Source organism: Bacillus sp. NPDC094106 (genome assembly GCF_044764345.1).
In the GTDB taxonomy this organism is placed as follows: domain Bacteria; phylum Bacillota; class Bacilli; order Bacillales; family Bacillaceae_G; genus Bacillus_A.
In genome coordinates, this window is the sequence record NZ_JBIWHY010000002.1 from 252663 (window position 1) to 274115 (window position 21453).

22 protein-coding genes, 1 riboswitch and 1 other annotated feature (1 of these 24 cut by a window edge) are annotated in these 21453 nt (G+C 37.3%); of the genes, 2 read left to right on the top strand and 20 right to left on the bottom strand.

What is annotated here, in order from left to right:
* Positions 1-77 precede the first annotated feature (77 nt).
* Positions 78-260, bottom strand: a riboswitch (Lysine riboswitch).
* 88 nt (positions 261-348) lie between these two features.
* Positions 349-747 carry a DUF3888 domain-containing protein gene (locus tag ACIQ7L_RS04130; protein WP_400566871.1) on the bottom strand — a complete coding sequence of 133 codons (399 nt, stop codon included), beginning with the start codon at positions 745-747 and terminating at the stop codon, positions 349-351.
* A gap of 554 nt (positions 748-1301) precedes the next feature.
* Here ACIQ7L_RS04130 and ACIQ7L_RS04135 point away from each other — a divergent pair.
* Complete coding sequence (locus ACIQ7L_RS04135; RefSeq protein WP_400566873.1) at positions 1302-3188, top strand: LTA synthase family protein; 1887 nt, start codon at positions 1302-1304, stop codon at positions 3186-3188.
* Between the two features lie 208 nt (positions 3189-3396).
* The gene (gene pssA, locus ACIQ7L_RS04140) at positions 3397-4104 is read left to right on the top strand and encodes a CDP-diacylglycerol--serine O-phosphatidyltransferase (RefSeq protein WP_097897313.1); all 708 of its coding nucleotides are present in this window, start codon (positions 3397-3399) and stop codon (positions 4102-4104) included.
* Positions 4105-4136: 32 nt separating this feature from the next.
* Here the strand turns inward: pssA and ACIQ7L_RS04145 are convergent, their stop codons facing one another.
* The 19 genes from ACIQ7L_RS04145 to ilvB form a co-directional block, all read right to left on the bottom strand.
* The gene (locus tag ACIQ7L_RS04145) at positions 4137-5108 is read right to left on the bottom strand and encodes a 2-hydroxyacid dehydrogenase family protein (RefSeq protein WP_400566876.1); all 972 of its coding nucleotides are present in this window, start codon (positions 5106-5108) and stop codon (positions 4137-4139) included.
* A gap of 150 nt (positions 5109-5258) precedes the next feature.
* Positions 5259-5423 carry a DUF4025 domain-containing protein gene (locus tag ACIQ7L_RS04150; RefSeq protein ID WP_400566878.1) on the bottom strand — a complete coding sequence of 55 codons (165 nt, stop codon included), beginning with the start codon at positions 5421-5423 and terminating at the stop codon, positions 5259-5261.
* Positions 5424-5492: 69 nt separating this feature from the next.
* Positions 5493-6515: a histidinol phosphate phosphatase domain-containing protein gene (locus tag ACIQ7L_RS04155; RefSeq protein WP_400566881.1), complete on the bottom strand. Its 1023-nt coding sequence runs from the start codon at positions 6513-6515 to the stop codon at positions 5493-5495.
* A gap of 12 nt (positions 6516-6527) precedes the next feature.
* Positions 6528-6851, bottom strand: coding sequence for a phosphoribosyl-ATP diphosphatase (hisE, locus tag ACIQ7L_RS04160; RefSeq protein ID WP_097897317.1), 324 nt, complete (start codon positions 6849-6851; stop codon positions 6528-6530).
* Between the two features lie 12 nt (positions 6852-6863).
* The gene (gene hisI, locus ACIQ7L_RS04165; protein ID WP_097897318.1) at positions 6864-7169 is read right to left on the bottom strand and encodes a phosphoribosyl-AMP cyclohydrolase; all 306 of its coding nucleotides are present in this window, start codon (positions 7167-7169) and stop codon (positions 6864-6866) included.
* Positions 7166-7924, bottom strand: coding sequence for an imidazole glycerol phosphate synthase subunit HisF (gene hisF, locus ACIQ7L_RS04170; protein ID WP_097897319.1), 759 nt, complete (start codon positions 7922-7924; stop codon positions 7166-7168). The genes hisI and hisF overlap by 4 nt, the downstream gene beginning before the upstream one ends.
* On the bottom strand, positions 7918-8637 hold the full coding sequence (gene hisA / locus ACIQ7L_RS04175) for a 1-(5-phosphoribosyl)-5-[(5-phosphoribosylamino)methylideneamino]imidazole-4-carboxamide isomerase (RefSeq protein ID WP_400566884.1): 720 nt from the start codon (positions 8635-8637) through the stop codon (positions 7918-7920). The genes hisF and hisA overlap by 7 nt, the downstream gene beginning before the upstream one ends.
* Positions 8610-9239, bottom strand: coding sequence for an imidazole glycerol phosphate synthase subunit HisH (gene hisH, locus ACIQ7L_RS04180; protein WP_400566885.1), 630 nt, complete (start codon positions 9237-9239; stop codon positions 8610-8612). The genes hisA and hisH overlap by 28 nt, the downstream gene beginning before the upstream one ends.
* Positions 9240-9824, bottom strand: coding sequence for an imidazoleglycerol-phosphate dehydratase HisB (gene hisB / locus ACIQ7L_RS04185; protein WP_400566887.1), 585 nt, complete (start codon positions 9822-9824; stop codon positions 9240-9242). It abuts the gene before it with no gap.
* Complete coding sequence (gene hisD / locus ACIQ7L_RS04190) at positions 9824-11113, bottom strand: histidinol dehydrogenase (protein ID WP_400566890.1); 1290 nt, start codon at positions 11111-11113, stop codon at positions 9824-9826. Before hisD ends, hisB begins: the two co-directional genes overlap by 1 nt.
* A 12-nt stretch (positions 11114-11125) precedes the next feature.
* Positions 11126-11761 carry an ATP phosphoribosyltransferase gene (gene hisG / locus ACIQ7L_RS04195; RefSeq protein ID WP_400566893.1) on the bottom strand — a complete coding sequence of 212 codons (636 nt, stop codon included), beginning with the start codon at positions 11759-11761 and terminating at the stop codon, positions 11126-11128.
* Positions 11737-12999: an ATP phosphoribosyltransferase regulatory subunit gene (locus ACIQ7L_RS04200; protein WP_400566894.1), complete on the bottom strand. Its 1263-nt coding sequence runs from the start codon at positions 12997-12999 to the stop codon at positions 11737-11739. Before ACIQ7L_RS04200 ends, hisG begins: the two co-directional genes overlap by 25 nt.
* A gap of 324 nt (positions 13000-13323) precedes the next feature.
* Positions 13324-13911, bottom strand: coding sequence for a 3-isopropylmalate dehydratase small subunit (gene leuD / locus ACIQ7L_RS04205; protein WP_400566897.1), 588 nt, complete (start codon positions 13909-13911; stop codon positions 13324-13326).
* A complete protein-coding gene (gene leuC / locus ACIQ7L_RS04210) occupies positions 13889-15283 on the bottom strand; it encodes a 3-isopropylmalate dehydratase large subunit (RefSeq protein WP_400566900.1) in 1395 nt (464 codons plus the stop codon). Before leuC ends, leuD begins: the two co-directional genes overlap by 23 nt.
* Positions 15283-16347 (bottom strand): 3-isopropylmalate dehydrogenase, encoded by a 1065-nt coding sequence (gene leuB, locus ACIQ7L_RS04215; protein WP_400566903.1) that lies wholly within the window; start codon positions 16345-16347, stop codon positions 15283-15285. The genes leuC and leuB overlap by 1 nt, the downstream gene beginning before the upstream one ends.
* An 88-nt stretch (positions 16348-16435) precedes the next feature.
* Positions 16436-17956 carry a 2-isopropylmalate synthase gene (locus ACIQ7L_RS04220; protein WP_400566904.1) on the bottom strand — a complete coding sequence of 507 codons (1521 nt, stop codon included), beginning with the start codon at positions 17954-17956 and terminating at the stop codon, positions 16436-16438.
* 1 nt (position 17957) lies between these two features.
* Positions 17958-18968 (bottom strand): ketol-acid reductoisomerase, encoded by a 1011-nt coding sequence (gene ilvC / locus ACIQ7L_RS04225; protein ID WP_400566907.1) that lies wholly within the window; start codon positions 18966-18968, stop codon positions 17958-17960.
* 26 nt (positions 18969-18994) lie between these two features.
* Complete coding sequence (gene ilvN / locus ACIQ7L_RS04230) at positions 18995-19507, bottom strand: acetolactate synthase small subunit (RefSeq protein WP_097897331.1); 513 nt, start codon at positions 19505-19507, stop codon at positions 18995-18997.
* Positions 19504-21204, bottom strand: a complete 1701-nt coding sequence (gene ilvB, locus ACIQ7L_RS04235) for an acetolactate synthase large subunit (RefSeq protein ID WP_400566909.1) — start codon at positions 21202-21204, stop codon at positions 19504-19506. The genes ilvN and ilvB overlap by 4 nt, the downstream gene beginning before the upstream one ends.
* Before the next feature lie 71 nt (positions 21205-21275).
* Positions 21276-21453: a binding site (T-box leader), on the bottom strand; it runs 51 nt beyond the window's last position.

Genomic DNA, 21453 nt, shown 5'->3' on the forward strand with positions numbered 1-21453 from the left:
GCGTTTCTTATTAGGAATAATGTATATTGAAAAAATAAACTAGTTGTTATCTTCTCAAATAAGAAACCGCATCAACATCTCCAAATAGCTCTCCATAAAAATAAATCTTATGACAGTACTACATTTATTCAATGCAGTCCCAATATATGAATAATGTGGTCATTCTTATATTTCGGCAATAGTCCCTTTCAATCTATGATCACAGATTCCACTAAATCTCCCATAGCTTACTCTTTCCTATTGCGGCCTCTACCTTTGAGAGTAGATGAGGTAAATCTATTCAATTTTCAAACATCTTATATTGCTATTAACAATACCAAAGGAATAAATTATTTGTCAAACAATTTTTTATATTGGTTTTTTGCAATTTAGCTTTGTATCATTTGGTAAACGCTTTATAGTCACCTTCGTCACAGTCCATTCTCCCTCTTCATTATTAAACGTAATACTTATTTTTTCAAATGGCGGAAGCACTTTCCCTCCTATCCCTGATTCATACTTCGTCACTTCAATTACTGCTTGAAATAAATATGTACCACTATAAATTTTTTTTATGCTAACTATTTTTGGACAATCATATGGCTTTAGTTTTCCATAATGTTTTTCAATCGCTGCATTTATTTGTGGAAATAATACAGAATAGAGAGCATCCTCCATTAACGGTAAATCGTATTGTGCCGTAATCACCACTGGAGAAGAAAACATTATAAGACCACTACATAGTACGAAACACAGTAACTTTTTCATCATGACCTCCGTATCCTTATGCGATGTTTTTCCCACTATTGGCGGACAGCAACACTTCACTTCAAAATTTAACGAAGGCAAAGAAGTTATATAAATTCATTTTAATTTTTCGACATCTAAATCCCTGCTATGCAGAATAAAAAGCAACCTACACTCGTTTACTCTTTCTGTTTTTACTTCGCATGTATAGAAAAAGGACCTGACCGTTTCTATGCATGAATAGATGCTCCCTCCCACCTAAAAAAGGGGTTTTATGTCGGTTTTTTAATTGATGTATATATAGATAAAAAATAAACTGCCCGCAAAAGCTCGACTAGTGAAGACTAATAATGAGTGGATGATGCCCCCCGCTCATTCAAGTTTCACTTTATTGTCTCCTACTTCTCTTTTTCTACTCGATTATTACAAAAAGCGTCCACAATTCTGTTTTGTTCTCGTATAATGGTACACATAGTATAATAATCACATACGGCTGTTCGTATATATAAAGTGAAACCTCTATTCATAAAAATGCAATCACTAGAACTGTCATAATAGTAGGAAAGGAGTATATTATGCTACAACATTTATTTCCAAAATTACGATTTGCACTTGTTGCAGTCGTTTTATTATGGATCAAAACATATATTGTATACAAGCTAGCTTTCGATATTAAAATTGATAACTTTTCCGAAGAAATTATGTTGCTATTTAATCCGCTAGCTTCCTTGCTTTTATTTTTTGGTCTAGCATTGTTAGCATCAAAATATCGAAATCGAATTATTATTGGAATCAGCTTTATACTGTCATTTATTTTATTTGGGAACGCAATGTTTTACGGGTTTTATAATGACTTTGTCACATTTCCTGTTTTATTCCAAACAAATAACATGGCTGATTTAGGAACAAGTATTAAAGAACTATTTACGTATAAAACATTGCTTCTATTTGCAGACGCCATTATCTTAATATTCATTTCACGTAAGTTTCCAAACTTTTGTGATACAACACCATTATCTAAATCTGAAAAAAGAAGCTTTTTTAGTGGTGTCACCGCTCTATTAGCACTACAAATTATTATTTCTGTTGTTTATAAACCGCAGCTGTTTTCACGTTCTTTTGATCGTCAAACTGTAGTGAAAAATCTCGGTTTATACACGTATCATCTATTTGATATCGCACTTCAGTCTAAATCTTCTACAGAGCGTGTATTCGCAAGTGGAGATGAGTTTTCGGAAATTAAAAACTACGTGAATTCAAAAGATAAACAAGTTGACAAAAACTTATTTGGAGCTGCAAAAGGAAAAAATGTAATTTTAATTTCAATGGAATCCACACAAAGTTTTGTCATTAACAAAACAATAAATGGAAAAGAAATCACTCCATTTTTAAACCAATTTATAAAAGATAGTTACTACTTTGATAACTTTTATCATCAAACTGGACAAGGTAAAACATCTGATGCTGAATTTATTGTTGAAAATTCACTCTATCCATTAGATCGTGGTTCTGTGTTCTTTACTCATGCAAAGAATGAGTACACTGCAACACCTGAGCAATTAAAAAAATATGGATATTATTCTGCTGTCTTCCATTCAAATGATAAGAAATTTTGGAATCGCGATGTAATGTATCCAGCACTTGGATATGATCGTTACTTTAATTTAAACGATTATGTAGGTACTGAACAAATGTCTGTTGGTTGGGGATTAAAAGACAAAGAATTCTTTGAACAATCTATTTCAAAATTAAAATCTTTACCACAACCGTTTTATACAAAATTCATTACATTAACAAATCATTTCCCATTTCTTCTAAACCCAGAGGACCGAGATATTGACGAGTTTAATTCTGAAAGCGGCGTTTTAAATCGCTATTTCCCGACAGTCCGCTACACAGATGAAGCTCTTAAATTGTTTATTAATCGATTAAAAGAAGAAGGGTTATACGATAATTCAGTTATCGTCATTTATGGAGATCATTACGGAATTTCTGAAAATCATAATGCAGCTATGGCTCAATTCCTTGGGAAAGAATCTATTACACCGTTTGATTCTATGCAACTGCAACGCGTCCCTCTTATTATTCATGTGCCTGGTCAAGAAGAGAAAGTCATTTCTAAAGTATCTGGACAAATTGATCTTAAACCGACATTGCTTCATTTACTTGGTATTAAAACGAATCAATCAATCGAGTTTGGGACTGACTTATTTATAAAAGAAAAAGATCCACTTATCGTTATGCGTGACGGTAGCTTCGTAACAAATGAGTATATTTATACAAAAAATATGTGTTACCAAAAAAGTACAGGTGAACCGATTGATTCCGCGATATGTCAGCCATATATTGAAAAAGCAAAGACCGAATTGAACTACTCCGATAAGCTTATCTATGGAGATTTATTACGATTCGATCCTAACAATCAATACAAAACCGGAACAATGATGACCAAATTTGAATAATATAAGGAGCAACTTCACATGATAACAACTTGGAGTTGCTCCTTTTTTATTATTTTATCCAGTGATTTCATCCTCAATGGTGCCTTCCATGAAATCTTTCATAAATTGGGAACTTTTTTCGTACGAGAAAGAAATTTATGGTATGATAAAATAAGTAAACTTTCATAAACTAATTAAGAATTTATTACAGAAAGCAAGGGATCAGAATTTGTATAGGGCAGCAATTCCAAACTTATTTACGCTCGGAAATTTATATAGCGGATTTTTGTCAATCGGCTATGCATCTTTAGGATATTATAAATCAGCTGCTATTTTAGTACTAATCGGGATGATGTTAGATAGTCTTGATGGTCGAGTTGCTCGTTTACTACGTGTTGATTCCCAAATGGGGAAAGAGCTTGATTCACTAGCAGATGTTGTAACATTTGGAGCTGCACCGGCTGTTTTAATGTACTACACATCTTTTTCAAATTATGGGATTATCGGACTATACATAGCAGGACTATTCCCTCTTTTTGGGGCATATCGCTTAGCACGATTTAATGTTACACCTTCGTCTACTTCTATGAAGTATTTCACTGGTGTCCCTATTACTGCAGCGGGAGGACTTGTTGCTTTCTTAACATTGTTCTCACATACCATCCCAAAAATTGTTCTCATTACAGTATTTGTAACGTTTGCATTTTTAATGGTAAGTCGCATTCGCATTCCAAGTTTAAAAGATGTGCCAATTCCACGATATAGTATCATTATTACATTATTTTTAATTGGCATTATTTATACAATGTATAAAACAAGTTTTGGTAACATGTCTGTATTTCTATTCATTGCCATTCCTCTTTATATTTTGTATATGCTCTCTCAATTTCTTAGACAAAGACCGGCTCATAAAAACCGAGCAAATAAAGAAAAATAAGAAGAAGCCTTCCAAGCAGGGAAGGCTTCTTCTTATTTTGTTACCAATACTTTTGGATTTACAGGTGTTAACGGTTCTTCTCCTTCTAGTGCCGCTAAAATGTTTCGCACTGCCATTTCAGCCATCGCATCACGTGTTTCAAACGTCGCATTACCAACATGAGGAGTAAGAACAACGTTTTTCAATCCTTTTAATTGCTCTGTAATTTTCGGCTCAAATTCAAATACATCGAGGGCTGCACCTTCAATTTCATTGGTTTCTAACGCATGAGCAAGCGCTAACTCATTCATAATTGGACCGCGTGCTGCATTTACGATATAAGCTGTTTTCTTCATCATTTTAAATTGTTCTTCATCAATCATATGATGTAAACTTGGGCTATATGCACAGTTAATTGTAATAAAGTCCGCTGTTTGCAATAGTTCTTCTAACGTTACGTACGTTACTCCTAACTCCTGCTCTGCTTCTCGTTTGCGATTTGGCCCTGTATAAATAATATTCATACCAAATGCCTTTGCACGTTTTGTAACTGCTTTTCCAATTTCTCCAAGGCCAATTACTCCGATTGTTTTCCCATATACTTCTCGTCCAAGGAAAAATAACGGTGCCCACCCATTAAATCCGGTCGTCCGACATACAATATCCCCTTCTGGAATTCTTCTTGCCGCTGCTAAAAGAAGAGCAAATGTTAATTCTGCTGTTGCTTCTGTGGACACTTTTGGTGTATTTGTAACAGCAATTCCCTTCTCTGTTGCATATGTGTAATCAATGTTATCGTAGCCTGCACCATAGTTAGCAACGATTTTTAAATCTGGTGCTGCATCAATGACCTCTTTTGTTACCTTAGTAGAAAGTAAACTTAGCAGTGCATCTTTTCCCTTTACACGTTCTATCAATTCTTCTACACAAATTAATTCTTCTTTGTCATACATTTCTACATCATGATTTTGTAATAATCGTAATCCGATTTCTGGAATTTTTCCTGCTACTAATATTTTCGCCACTATAAGCACCTCTTCTATTTAAAAATGAGAATTCCCTTATATTTTATTGTAAAAAATCTATATCAAAAAAGCCAAGTAATTTGATTAGAGTTTTGAAAATCGACACTTCTTCCCATAAATAAAGAGGAGATAAATCTCTCTCCTCTTTATTTATGGCGCTTCATTCGATTGTTTCTCAAGTTTTGCATCAATTGTACCTTCTACTACTGTATCACTTATTTGCTCTTGTACAATAGAGTCGACTTCCTCGTTCATTTGGGAAGCATAACTTTGAGTTGTCACTTTCGCTTTCTGCTTATTTTGTTGTTTTTCCATTTAAAACCCTCCTTTATCATTCTTTCTTATTCTGAGCAAAAAGAAAGGTTTTCATCACAAAATCATCTTTTACTTTGAAATAGTTACCGATTCCTCTTCAAGCACCTGCATTTGTCTTACACGTTTCGTAAATGTAGCAACATGAGAAATACCATGATTACGTAATACTTTCACATTTTCCGCAATATATCTTCCTAAGTCATTTGGATAGTGAGCATCTGACGAGAGAGTAATCGGCACTTGATGCTGCGCTAGAACTTGTAAATAAAGAGGACTTGGACACATCTCACGCACAGGGTAACGATAATATAATCCTGCATTCACTTCCGTAGCTGTATCTGTTTCAAGTAACGCTCTTGCAATTTTTTTATAATATGGAAGCTGCTCATTTTCATCTAATCGATAATTAAATACTTTTATATTATCGAGATGTGCTACAATATCAAACAAGCTAGAACGAACAGCTTTTTCGACGGTTGCAAAAAATGTATCATACAATGTATGCAGGCTGTGATTCTCAAAATATTCTTTCGTATCTGGATTATCAAATCCCCAGCCATCTATAAAGTGAACAGATCCAATGACATAATCCCAATCCCCTAATGCTAATAATTCTTCTAATTCTCGTTCCCCACCAATAAAGTAATCTGCTTCGATTCCGAGCCGCAGCGCTACACCACGCTTTTTCCAACGCGCCTTCGCTTCTTGAATTACCTTTGTAAATTCATAAATCGATGCGACTCGCACTTGATCTAACCATTCTTTTTGCAAACGACCTAGCTTTGACTCACTAATGTCTACGTATTTTTCGTAATACTTCTTTGCTTCATAGAAGCGATAGAGATGATCAACAATCCCCACTTCTTTTATTCCTTTTCGCAATGCTTCTTCTAAATATAAATCAAGCCATTCCACTGTAAACGGCCCTTCCTGCACTCGCTTTTGCAAACGCTCTTGTGTTTTCATAAGCCATTTAATCGAATGTTTTTCTTCTTTAAGCGGTTGATAATATTCTAACGCTTCATTTATTCTCCCTAGCCAACCTATTGAATATGGACCTTCTTCCAAATGAAGGTGATAATCCACTTTCATCATCTCTCCCCCTTATAATGTATCAATTTCCTTACGCTCTCCTGTTCTCGATAGCTTACCTTCTCTTTCTTTCACTTCTTTTAACACATCTTCTAACGAAATATTTTTTGCGGCTAGTAAAACAAAGCAGTGATAGAAGACATCGACCATTTCTTTTACAAGTTCTTCTTTATTATCATTTTTTGCAGCGATTACAACCTCTGTACATTCCTCTCCTATTTTCTTCAAAATTTTATCCTCGCCTTTTGTAAATAAATAATTTGTATATGATTCAGGCACTGGACTTACTTTCCGCTCACCGATTGTTTCAAACAAAGATTTTAATACATCTTCCATCATCTAATCCCCCTATATAATTTTGTGATGAAAACACGTTTTCTCACCTGTATGACACGCTGGTCCTATTTGCTTTACAACAATTACAATTGCATCTTGATCACAATCTAAATAAAGAGATTGAACGTATTGAACATGACCAGATGTTTCCCCTTTATTCCATAACGATTGCCTTGAGCGGGAATAAAACCATGTCTTTTTTGTTTCTAACGTCTTTTCATATGCTTCCTCATCCATATAAGCTAACATTAAAATTACTTTAGTATCTTCTTCTACCACAACAGCTGGTAACAATCCTTTGGAAAAATCAGGTCTCATAATCTCACCTCAATGTTTGCCTTTCGTAATTGTTGCTTCACTTCCTGTACAGTAGATTCACCGTAATGAAAAATTGATGCTGCCAAGGCCGCATTTGCAGATGTTTTTTGAAACACTTCTACAATATGCTCAGCATTTCCACATCCTCCCGAAGCAATGATTGGTACAGAGACATTTTGGGAAATCACTTCTGTCAAACGAAGATCATAACCATCCTTCGTTCCATCTGCATCCATGCTTGTCAGCAAAATTTCACCTGCGCCTAACTGAACAACTCGCCTTGCCCACTCTATCACATCGATTCCTGTATCAACCCTACCTCCATTTACATATACATTCCACTTGTTTTCTTTCACTCTCCTTGCATCAATTGCTACCACAATACATTGTGAGCCAAAATGTTCAGCACCTTCCCCGATTAACCTTGGATTTCGCACCGCAGCTGAGTTAAGCGAAACTTTATCGGCACCTGCTCTTAACAATTTATACATATCTTGAACAGTCGAAATACCGCCCCCAACTGTAAGCGGAATAAATACTTTTGATGCCGTCTCCTCTACAACGTTCACAATCGTTTTTCTGCCTTCATGCGTCGCTGTAATATCTAAAAAAACAATTTCATCTGCCCCCGCTTGATTATACAAAGCAGCTATTTCAACAGGATCCCCGACATCTTGTAACCCCACAAAATTCACACCTTTTACAACCCGGCCAGCCTTTACATCTAAACAAGGAATAATTCGCTTTGCTAACATAACTTTGTTACCTGCAACGCTTCTTCTAAATCAATTGCTTTTTCATACAGCGCCTTCCCAATGATTACACCGTATACATTCATATCATTCAGCTTTTTCACATCTTGCAGTGAAGACACCCCGCCTGAAGCAACAATACGAAGTGACACTGCTTCTTGTAGTAACTGTAATTGTTCAAAATTCGGTCCTAGAAGTGTCCCATCTTTCGAAATATCTGTAAAGATAATCGTTTGTACACCTACACTCTCCATTTGTTTCGCAAGTTCAATGTAAGAAATTTCAGACACATCAAGCCAGCCTCTCGTTGCAACATAGCCATTTTTTGCATCAATACCAACAATAATATTCTCTCTATATAAATGAACTGCTTCTTCTAAAAATGAACGGTCATACAAAGCAGCTGTTCCTAAAATAACTTTTTCTACTCCTACTGACAACAACATTTCAACTGCCGAAAGAGATCGTACTCCCCCTCCAACTTGCACTGGAATACGAACGGTCTTACATATATCTGCAATGACAGACAAGTTTACCGACTGCCCAGCGATCGCCCCATCTAAATCGACAATGTGTAACATTCTTGCTCCTAGTTTTTCAAATCGTGCTGCCTGGTCAACTGGATTTTCATTCATCACTGTTTCTTTGTTAAACTCTCCTTGATAAAGCCGAACACATCGCCCTTCTTTTAAATCGATTGCTGGGAAGATTTCCATAACTCTACCACTCCTTTAAAATTTCTTAGCATCTGTATTCCAATTTCACCACTTTTTTCAGGATGAAACTGCGCTCCGAATATATTCCCTTTTGCAACAAACCCTGGAATTTCAATTCCATATTTACTACTCCCGCAGACAAGATCTCTTGGACAATCTGCATAATAAGAGTGAACATAATATACAAATGAATTGTCTGCCACTTCATTCCACAACGGGATTTCCCGTTTTTTCTTTAATTGATTCCAGCCCATATGCGGTATTTTATAAGGAACTTTTAATTTTCGGATACTACCTGGCAACAAACCAAGTCCTATCGAATTCCTGATTTCCTCGCTTTCCTCAAATAAAAGCTGCATTCCTAAACATATACCAAGCAACGGCTTTCCTGATTTCCCAAACTCTTGCAGTACGAAAACGAGATTTTTTTCCTCTAAAGCTTCCATCGCTTTTGGGAAAGCGCCTACTCCTGGTAAAATCACACCGTCACTTTCCAATATTTTCTTTTCATTATCCGTCACAGTATATTCTGCTCCGATACATGTTAATGCTTGTTCCACGCTGCGAATATTCCCCATCCCATAATCTATAATTGCAATCAATTACAACATTCCTTTCGTGGAATTTACCCCAACAATGTTTTCATTTTTATCTACAGCTTCTCGAAGCGCACGTCCAAACGCTTTAAACAACGCTTCAATTTTGTGATGTGTATTACTACCATATAAGATACGTGCATGCAAGGTAATATTTGCAGCATGAGCAACCGCCCTAAAAAACTCTTCTGTTAACTCCGTATCAAAATCTCCTAATTTCGGATTTGTCAGCTCACCTTGAAATACAAGATAAGACCTCCCGCTTATATCAATTGCCACAAAGCCTAATGACTCATCCATTGGTACATATGCTGCACCATAGCGGTTAATCCCCTCTTTATTTTGTAATGCTTCTTTCAAGCAATTTCCAAGTACAATTCCAACATCTTCAACAGTATGATGAGCATCAACAAATACATCTCCCTCAGCTACAATTTGCAATCCAAATCGACCATGTCTTGCAAACAAAGTTAGCATATGATCAAAAAATCCGACGCCCGTTTGAATAGAGACATTTGCACTTTCGTCTAGTTGTAAACTCAGTTTAATTTTTGTTTCTGTCGTTCCCCGCTCTTGACTTGCCTGACGCATTATTTTTCCTCCTCAAATCGAATTTGAATGGCTCTAGCATGCGCATGTAATCCTTCTTTATCTGCAAGATTTATAATATGATGCTGTACACTTTTTAAAGCTTCTTTCGTATAGGAGACAAAACTTGATTTTTTCACAAAATCATCCACTGATAACGGTGAAAAGAAACGTGCTGTTCCACTCGTCGGCAATACATGATTCGGCCCTGCAAAATAATCTCCAAGTGGTTCTGGTGCATATGGACCAATGAAGATAGAACCTGCATGCTGCACATACGCTAAGGCATTTATCGGATCATTTATATGTAATTCTAAATGCTCCGGTGCTATTTCATTCGATAATTGAAATGCATCTTCTAACGAAGGTACAACAAAGATTGCTCCATTTCGTTTAATGGATTCACGAGCAATTTCGCTCCTTGGCAATGTAGCAAGCTGTACTTCTATTTCTCTTTCTATTTCTTTTGCCAGCGCTGCATTTGTTGTAATACAAATCGCAGTTGCTCTTATATCATGTTCCGCTTGTGATAATAAATCAGCTGCAATAAATGATGCATTCCCTGTTTCATCTGCAATTACCACAATTTCTGATGGACCAGCAATCATGTCAATATTCACTACCCCGTATACTTCTCGCTTTGCAAGAGCAACATATACATTTCCCGGCCCAACAATTTTATCCACTTTAGGAATCGATTCTGTTCCATATGCTAAAGCTGCAATTGCTTGTGCGCCACCTACTGTATAAATTTCATCGACACCAGCAAGTTGTGCAGCTACTAAAATATGAGGATCTATCCCGCTCCTTCCTGGTGGTGTTACCATTACCACTTTCTGAACACCCGCAATTTTAGCTGGCAATACATTCATGAGTACCGATGAGGGATATGATGCTGTTCCTCCTGGTACATATACACCAACTGTTTCTAGCGGCCGAATGAGCTGCCCGCGAATAATTCCTTCTTTTTCACAATCAAAAATAGACTGCCTTGTTTGTTTTTCATGGTATGATATGATATTTTTTTTTGCTTCTTGTAACGCCTCTAGAAATACAACCGATACATCTTTACTTGCATTTTCTATTTCTTCGTTTGTCACACGAAACTCTTCTATCTCAATACCATCGAATGATTTTGTATAAGAAAATAGTGCTTCATCTCTTCTTTCTCTCACTTTTTGAACAATTTCTCTTACACGTAATTGAACAGTTTCTTCTATTATATTAGCGTGCTCTCTTAGCAACTTGATTCTAGATAATGCTTCTGTAAAATCTTCATACATAATCTCCATTATGCTCCTCCTTTATTTTCCTTCAGCAATGATACACTCCATTCTATTTATAATACTGAATATTTCGTCTTTTTTAGTTTTTAAAGCAGCTTTATTTACAATCATTCGAGCGGATATCGAGCACATTTCTTCAAATACAATTAAGCCATTTTCTTGCAATGTTTTTCCAGTTTCCACAATATCAACTATTGCATCTGCTAGCCCAAGGAGCGGGGCAATTTCTACAGAACCTTCTATTTTTATAATTTCTACATCTTCACCCCTATCACGAAAATACTTAGAAGTAATATGCGGATACTTTGTAGCAATTCTCTTTTTCCGATAACCTTCCCGATTATATGTCGGAATTGATGCAATACAAAACTTACAACATCCTACCCTCAAATCTACCATTTCATATATATCTTTCTCATATTCCATTAAAATATCTTTTCCAACAACACCTATATCTGCAACACCGTGTTCTACGTAAGTTGCAACATCAACCGCTTTAACTAGAATAAATGAAATATTGGTATTCGCACTTTGGAACACAAGTTTTCTTCCTTTATCCATAATTTCCGAACAATCAATCCCAATTTTCTCGAAAAGCGGAATGACATGCTTCTCCAATCGTCCCTTTGTTAACGCAATTTGAATGTTACGCATGAAGTTTCCCCTTCTTTCTGCATCATCCATTTTTCTTTCCAAACATATTCCACTAATGATTCTCCTGCCACTTCAATCACGGTTGTAATTCCATTCTTTCTTGCAAATTGAAAGGTGTCTTGCAAACTATCAAATAAAGATAATTCCACTTTCCACCCGTCTTTTTGAAGTAAATTACATAGTCTTTCCGCTTCTGCTAATCGTTCCAATGTATAATGGATCATCACGTCTAAATGCTTTCGCTTGAATGATTCTTGTTGTTCTTGCAGTGCCCTAACAATTTGATTTACTTGTATAGCTAATCCAACAGCTGGCCTAGACTCGCCAAAATTCCCAATTAATTCATCATATCTTCCCCCACTAACAATTTCTTCTCCAACCTCATATATATACCCCTTAAAAATAACCCCTGTATAATAATGCAAATGTTGAATCATCCCTAAATCAATTGATATATATGATCCATAGCCTAACTTCTCGATCGTTTGATAGATTTCTTTTACCCGTGCAATTGCTTGCCTCATTTCATCATTAGAAGCAAGTTTTTCTGCCTCCTCAATTACCTCCAGCTTTCCAAATAATCTTGGTAACTTCTCAAGTAACCGTACTGTTTCGTCACTTCGATCTAAATTTTTATCTTGTAAAAAACTTGATAACGCTGCATAGTTTTTACTTTCGATATACGTGCGTAATAACATTTCTTCTTCTTCCTTAAGCGAAAGTTTTTTGACAATGCACTTATATAACTGAACTTGACCTACTTCAATTGTAAAAGAATGTACACCTCCCCCTTGAAGTGCTTGAATCACACTTACAACACATTCTATTTCAGCCCGTATATTATCAATTCCAATAATTTCAATCCCCGTTTGAATGATCTCATTATATTTTCCAGAAAGTGATTCATTTGCTCGAAACACATTCCCGCTATATGTTACTTTCACAGGAGAATCTCCACCATGCATTCCAATTACCCTCGCTAAAGGAATCGTCATATCCGGACGCAAAACGATAATACGTCCTTGCTGATCAAAAAATTTATACATTTTCTCCTCATCTATCGGACGGTTTTGAAACGAAAACACATCATAAAATTCAATCGTAGGTGTTCTAATCTCCTCATATCCTCTTTCTAAAAAAGTACGTCTTAACCTTTGTTCAGCTTCTTCAATCAATGTACATTCTTCAAATACATAATCCCTTGTTCCATTTGGATTTGCTCGTTTCCATTTCGTCATACAACTCCACACTCCCTTTCCTTTCTAATGTATGCCCACCATAGCAATCAGGAACAACATAAAAAGAGCCTTGTAGAAAAAATACCTACAAGGCTCTTTCATAGAGTGTAGGTACAACGGGAATAACCCCTGTACCTACACGTTGTTCACGCTAGGTTCAAGGGTTTTATGTATGATGATGTAGTTGTGTAAGCATATTCATAGATTGTACTGTAATCATTATCCTTACTCCCTTTCTCCTCTTGTTTTCACATAGTATATAACAATAAATTCAGAAAGTAAATACAATTCTAACTTTATATTCATTTTTTTAATTATAGCTCACTAAAAAATATAGTGAGCTATTTTTTGTTCGTATTCTTGAATTTGTTGTTCATATTGCATCGTAATTCCAATCTCATCTAAACCTTTTAATAATTTTTCTTTCCACATATTCTCAATTGTAAAATAAAAACGATTCTCTGGTGTTGTAATGATCTCGTTCTCGAGATCAACTTCTATTACAGTTCTCGGATCAATGGATGCAAGCTCTTCACGCATTTCTTTTTCCATAACAATTGGAAGCATACCATTCTTCATACAATTCATATAAAAAATATCCGCAAACCCTCCTGCAATAATGACCCGAAAACCATAATCAGCAAGTGCCCATGGCGCATGTTCTCTTGAAGAGCCACAACCAAAATTATCCCCCGTAACCAGTATGCTAGCTCCTTTTCGCTCTGGTGCATTTAGTGGAAAATCGAGATTTTCTTGACGCTCATTGTTATAGCGCCATTCATCAAATAAAAACTGTCCAAATCCTGTTCTTTCTATCCTCTTTAAATATTGCTTTGGAATGATTTGATCTGTGTCAATATTATCATTCATTAATACAGCAACAGTACCTTTATGAATACGAAATGGCTCCATCATAACTCTCCTTTCTTACATCAACGAAATGACCATATAATGCAGCTGCAGCTGCCATCGCTGGACTTACCAGATGTGTTCTGGCCCCTTTTCCTTGTCTTCCTTCAAAGTTACGATTAGAAGTGGATGCACAATGTTCTCCTTCAGGCACTTGATCTGGATTCATTCCAAGACACATAGAACATCCAGGTTCTCTCCATTCAAATCCAGCTTCTTCAAATATACGATGCAGACCTTTTTTCATCGCTGCTTCCCTCACTTGCCTTGACCCTGGTACAACAAGCGCTCGCACCCCTTCTTTTACTTTTTTTCCTTTTACAACAGCTGCGGCAATTTCTAAGTCTGATAAACGAGAATTGGTACAAGAACCAATAAAAACGTGCCTAATTGGAATTTCAAATGCACTTTGTCTTGGTTTAAGTCCCATATATGCAAACGCTCTTTCATCATTTTTATCATTTTGTTCTGGTAACTGTTCATCAATACGAATCCCCATACTCGGATTCGTTCCCCACGTTACATAAGGTGCTAGTTTTGTAACATCTATCGAAAAACACATATCATAAATTGCATCTGAATCTGTATAAAGTTCACTCCACTTTGCTACTGCAAGTTCAAACTCTTTCGGCGCATGCACGCGTCCTTTTACATAAGCAAATGTTTTTTTATCCGGTGCAATAATCCCTGCCTTTGCTCCACCTTCAATTGCCATATTACAAAGTGTCATCCGTTCTTCCATTTCCATATCTGCAATTGCTTCTCCGTAAAACTCCATGACATATCCGGTTCCAACCGCTACCCCATATGTAGCAAGAAGGTGCAAAATAATGTCTTTTGCATATACTCCTTTTGGCAATTTCCCTTTTAATTCAATTCCCATTGCTTTTGGTTTTCGTTGCCACAATGTTTGAGAAGCTAGTACATGTTCCACCTCACTTGTACCTATTCCAAACGCTAACGCTCCAAACGCTCCGTGAGTTGCCGTATGACTATCACCACATACAATTGTCTTTCCTGGCTGCGTCAGTCCGAGCTCTGGACCAATAACGTGAACAATACCTTGCGCTTCATCACCAATATCCGCTAATGGAACATTGAATTGTTTACAATTATTACGAAGTGTATCTAATTGTTGCTTCGCAATGCGATCTGTAATATTCCAAACATCCTTTGTTGGAATATTATGATCCATTGTTGCAAATGTTAAATCCGCCCTTCTAACAGTTCGATTGGCAAGCCGTAATCCTTCAAAGGCTTGCGGTGATGTTACTTCATGTACGAGATGGAGATCAATATATAATAAATCTAATCCATTTTCATTTGTCGCAACAACGTGTCTTTCCCACAACTTATCTAGTAATCTTTTCCCCATTATCTCCCTCTCCCAACTAGCGCTTGTTCTTCCATTTCTTGAAGTACAGCCTTTGTAAACGAAGTTGTTGTTTCATTTCCACCTATATCAGCTGTATATTTCCCTGATTGAAGAACTGCAGTAATCGCAGCTTCAATCGCCTCTCCTTCTCTTGTTAATTCAAATGACTGTCCAAGCATCATCGCGACCGAACGCATCATTGCGATTGGATTTACTTTATTTTTCCCTGCAATATCTGGTGCTGATCCGTGAATTGGTTCATACAATGACGGACCATTCTCCGCATGACTTGCCGATGGAAGCATTCCTAATGATCCTGCTAATACAGAAGCTTCATCACTCAAAATATCACCAAATAAATTTTCGGTTACAATGACATCAAACCGGCCTGGATTACGAATCAACTCCATCGCCGCTGCATCTACTAAAACATGCTCGAGCTCCACCTCTGAATAACGAATGGCTACTTCTTCTGTAACAGATCTCCATAGTTTACTTGACTCTAAAACATTTGCTTTATCAATCGAAGTGACTTTTTTACGCCGTTTACTTGCAAGTTGAAAAGCATAAGAAACAATACGTTCAATTTCATGACGATGATAAGTTAGTGTATCTGTTGCTGCTTCTTCTGATCTTTCTTTTGGGAAAGAAAAATAAATCCCACCTGTTAGTTCACGAACGACAACAAAATCAACTTCATCTGCCGCCTTTAATGGAGATAAGTGAGAAGTTGCCGCATCTACAGCAACAGGACGAACATTTGCAAATACCCCAAGTCCTTTTCGAAGAGCAAGTAATCCTTTTTCTGGTCGTTCTTTCGCTTCATCCCACCTAGGTCCACCAACTGAGCCGAGTAACACTGCATCACTCGCTAAACATGCTGCAAGTGTTCTCGGTGGTAACGGTTGCCCAAACGAATCAATGGCCGCCCCGCCAAACTGTTCATCTTGTAAATAAAAGCGATGGCCATATAACCTTTCGATCATGTGTAATACTTCTTTAGCGCTCTCCATAATTTCCGGTCCAACACCGTCACCTGCTAAACAAACGATACGTTTTTCCATGTTATAAACACCCCTTTTATTTATTTGAATTTTCAGAATATAAATTTGATAAGTAAGGGAATCCCTCCCTCCCTCACTTATCAAATCGTTACTTTACAAGCGTTAACAATCCCTTTAATTTTCCAGCAGCATGTACATAAGCTCTAGCTGATGCTTCTAATACATCTTGCGCAACACCAAATCCCGAAACTTGATGAGATCCTTCTTTTAGTTCCACATGAACATGAGCAAGTGCATCTTGACCTTGCGTAATAGATTGGATGCGATAATCAGCTAACTCACACTCAATTCCTATGATTCTTTGAATTGCATTATAAATTGCTTCAATACTACCTGCACCAGTTGCTGCATCCTCATACACGTTATCTTTCTCATCTTTTAGTACAACTGTTGCACATTGTGTACTGTTTGATACAAAATGTACCTGCAATTGTTTAATCGTATACTGCTGTGTTGAGAATGCCGCTTCTCCAAGCATAAGTGCACGTAAATCTTCTTCTGTAATCTCTTTTTTACGATCTGCCAGCCTTTTAAATGCCCTAAATGCTATATCCCGCTCTTCTTCAGTAAATTCATAACCTAGTTCTTTCATTTTTTCAGTAAATGCATGACGACCAGAATGTTTTCCAAGAACAAATAGATTTTGTGATTCTCCGATAAGTTCTGGTTCAATGATTTCATATGTTGTTACTTCTTTTAAAACACCATCTTGATGAATTCCCGATTCATGAGCAAATGCATTCGCTCCAACAATCGCTTTATTTTTCGGTACGACCATTCCAGTTAAACGACTAACTAATGTACTTGTTGCTTTAATCTCTTTCAATGTCATAGAAGACTGCGCTTCGTAATAATCTCTTCGAATATGCAAAGCTACTGCTACTTCTTCTAGAGCAGCATTCCCTGCACGCTCTCCAATCCCATTAATCGTCCCCTCTACTTGCAGTGCTCCGCCTTCAATAGCGGCTAATGAATTCGCCACTGCCATGCCAAGATCGTCGTGACAATGACAAGAGAAAATTGCTTTTTCATAGGAAGGAACAGACTCTTGCAAATATTTAAAAAGAGAATAATATTCTTCTGGATTTGTATAACCCACTGTATCAGGAATATTAATGACATCTGCTCCTGCACGAATAGCAACTTCTACAGCTTCAGCTAAAAAAGGCTTTACTGTTCTCGTTGCATCTTCTGCAGAAAACTGCACTGTAGGAAACAACGATTTCCCTAACATAACAGAATGACGAATATTATCTAATACATCTTCTTTTGACATACAAAGCTTATATTTCATATGAATATCACTCGTTGCCAAGAAGACATGTAGACGTGGGGACACCGCACCTTTTACCGCTTCATATGCCTTACGAATATCACTTTCTTTTGCCCTGGCTAGACTCATAATAGAAGCATTTTGAATGGTTTCAGCGATGCGTTTTACAGAGCGAAAATCTCCTTCAGAAGCTGCTGCAAACCCCGCTTCCATTACATTTATTCCTAGTTTTTCTAACTGCCTAGCAATCTGTAACTTTTCTTGTTCATTTAAATTGACTCCGGGTGATTGTTCGCCGTCACGAAGCGTCGTATCCATGAACAAAATCTGCTTCATATTACTTAACCCCCGTTTTTACTTTCGGTTGTACAAACGGCATCATCTCGCGTAATTTACGTCCAACAACTTCAATTTGGTGTTCATTTTCCTGTGCATTTGTCGCATGGAAATGTGGTCTTCCTGCTTTATGCTCCGCAATCCATCCTCTTGCAAATGTACCATCTTGGATTTCCTTTAATACTTCCGCCATTGCTTTCTTCGTATGCTCTGTTACAACACGCGGTCCGGATACAAAATCTCCCCACTGCGCTGTATCAGAAACGGAATATCTCATATTTTCAAGTCCGCCTTCATACATAAGATCAACAATAAGCTTTAGTTCATGTAAACATTCAAAATAGGCAAGTTCCGGCTGATAGCCAGCATCGACTAATGTTTCAAATCCTGCTTTTACAAGTGCCGTAACTCCTCCGCAAAGAACAGCTTGCTCCCCAAATAAATCCGTTTCCGTTTCTTCTTTAAACGTTGTTTCTAAAACTCCAGCCCTCGTTGCTCCAATCCCATCTGCATAAGATAGCGCTTTTTCAGTTGCCGTTCCAGTTGCGTCTTGATATACAGCAAATAACGCTGGAACTGCTCCGCCTTCGACAAAAGTACGACGTACTAAATGCCCTGGTCCTTTCGGCGCTACTAGAAACACATCTACATCTTCAGGTGGTGTAATTTGATTAAAATGAACATTAAATCCATGTGCAAACACCAGTGAATTTCCAGCTTGTAAATTCGGTTCAATTTCTGCTTCATATACTTCCGGTTGTAGTTCATCAGGTAGAAGAATCATGACTACATCAGCAAACTTTGTCGCCTCTGCCACTGAATATACGGAAAAACCATCTTCTTTCGCTTTTTCCCATGACTTTCCTCTCCTTAGTCCAACTACCACATCAAAACCGTTATCACGTAAGTTTTGTGCATGAGCATGCCCCTGTGATCCATATCCAACAATTGCTACTTTCTTTCCCTTTAATACATTTACCGCCACATCTTTTTCATAATAAACTTTTGCCATTTTCTTTTCCCCCTATATTTAAATGATTAATGAATTAACATAATTTGTTTGTCTTGTTTTTTCATACTACGCGTAAAAGCAGTAACACCTGTTCTTGCAATTTCTTTTAAACCATATGGTCGCAGTAGTTCAATTAAAGCCTCTACTTTTTCTTGCGTACCTGTTACTTGCACAACTATGGAATCCTTACCAACATCTATTACAGTGGCTCGGAATGGTTCGATTAAACTGTATAATTCCGCCCTTGATACACTTGATGTTGCTACTTTAATAAGAGCGAGTTCTCTTGCGATCATAGCTTCTTCTGTAATATCAGACACTTTGAGTACATCAATTTGTTTATGAAGCTGTTTAATTAGCTGTTCAACTTGCTGTTCATTCTCAACATGTACGACAAATGTCATCCTTGAAATATCAGATGATTCTGTATGGCCAACTGAGATACTTTCAATATTAAAATGTCTTCGCGTCATGACGCCTGTAATTCGGTTCAATACGCCACTCTGGTTTCGAACGGTTGCTGTAACAATCCTTTTCATCTCTTTTCCACCCCCTCCATTTGGTGAACCCCTTTTCCAGGAGCAACCATCGGCATAACTTTTTCAGACTGAAGTACCCGGCAATCAATTACTACAGGTTCTTGCAATTCAATTGCTGCTTGTAACTCCTTCTTTGCAAGTAACGGATCTTCAATTCTTACCCCTTTTATGCCATATGCATGAGCAAGCGCTACGAAGTCTGGCTGACAAGAAAGTAATGAGTGAGAATATCTTTGATTATAAAACTCATCTTGCCACTGTCTTACCATTCCTAAAGCTTCATTATTTAAAATCAAAACTTTAACTGGTAAAGAGTGTTCCTTCAATACACTCAGTTCTTGTAATGTCATTTGAAAACCAGCATCCCCAACAATTGTTACTACCAATTCTTCTGGCTTAGCAATTTGCGCACCGATTGCTGCTGGAAACCCAAATCCCATCGTACCAAGTCCTCCTGATGTCACCCACTTATCTGGAGATTTCAGCGGATAGTATTGCGCAGCCCACATTTGATGCTGACCAACATCAGTTGTAATAATTGCTTTTCCTTTTGTAATTTCATATAACATATCAATTGCTGCTTGCGGTTTAATTTTTTCTGAATCTTGTTTATAAAAAAACGGATATTGTTCTTTTCTACTTTTTAAAAGTGAAAGCCATTCTTGATGATTTTCTTTTCTCTCTTTAGAATCTAACAACGCTTCTAGTGCCTGCTTTGCACTCGCTACAATTGGAATTGTTGTCGGAACATTTTTCCCAATTTCTGCTGGATCAATATCAATATGTGCAACAACAGCCTCTTTCGCAAAATATGCTAAATTCCCTGTAAGGCGGTCATCAAATCTTGCACCAATATTGATAAGTAAATCACACTCATATAAAGCCATGTTTGCTGTATATGAACCATGCATTCCTCCCATTCCTAGAAACAATTCATCATCTGGTGGAAACCCTCCTAATCCAAGGAGTGTATGAACAACCGGTATACTGTGCATTCGCGCAAAATCAGTTAATTCTTGTGTAGCTTTCGCATGTAATACACCAGCGCCAGCTAAAATGAGCGGTTTGTTTGCATTTGCAATTGCTTGTAATAATTTGCTAACTTGTAATGGATTCGGTTCATAATTTGGCTGATACCCCGGTAAATCCATTTGCGGGTTGCTACATCGCTCTCCTTGTTCTACTACCATATTTTTTGGAAGATCAATAACGACTGGGCCCGGCCGCCCTGTTTTTGCAATATGAAATGCTTCTTTAATAATCCGTGGTAAATCAGATGCCCGTCGCACCTGATAATTATGTTTTGTCACCGGCATAGTAAGCCCCATAATATCCGCTTCTTGAAAAGCATCACTTCCGATTAAAGTCGTAGCGACTTGCCCTGTGAAAACAACAAGCGGTAATGAATCGATCATCGCATCCGCAAGACCAGTGATAACATTTGTCGCACCTGGACCACTTGTTGCAATGACAACACCCGGTTTCCCTGTAATTCGTGCATATCCTTCAGCTGCGTGAATTGCACCTTGTTCGTGCCTTGTTAAAATATGTGGAATCTCACAATCATAAATTGCATCATAAAGCGGCAGAACTGCACCACCTGGATAACCAAAAATAACTTCAACCTCTTCCCTTCCTAGCGCTTCTAACAACAGCTGTGCACCAGTTGCCATTTTCTCCTCCGTTTTTAAAGACATTTCTCTTACGGACCTCCTTTAAAATTGTTTTTACAATAAAAAAATCCTACGTCCACACTCCAGCTATGTGCTGAAGGGACGAAAGATTTCGTGGTACCACCCTTCTTCGCAAGAATATATCTTGCCTCAATGACTCAGGGATGAGTCTAGCTAATAACGGAGCTACCGTCTAAGCTTAGACAAACGCTTCAGCTTAGCACTCAAGGGCGATGTTCGTCGACGTGAACCATCGGTTTCCAGCAACCACCG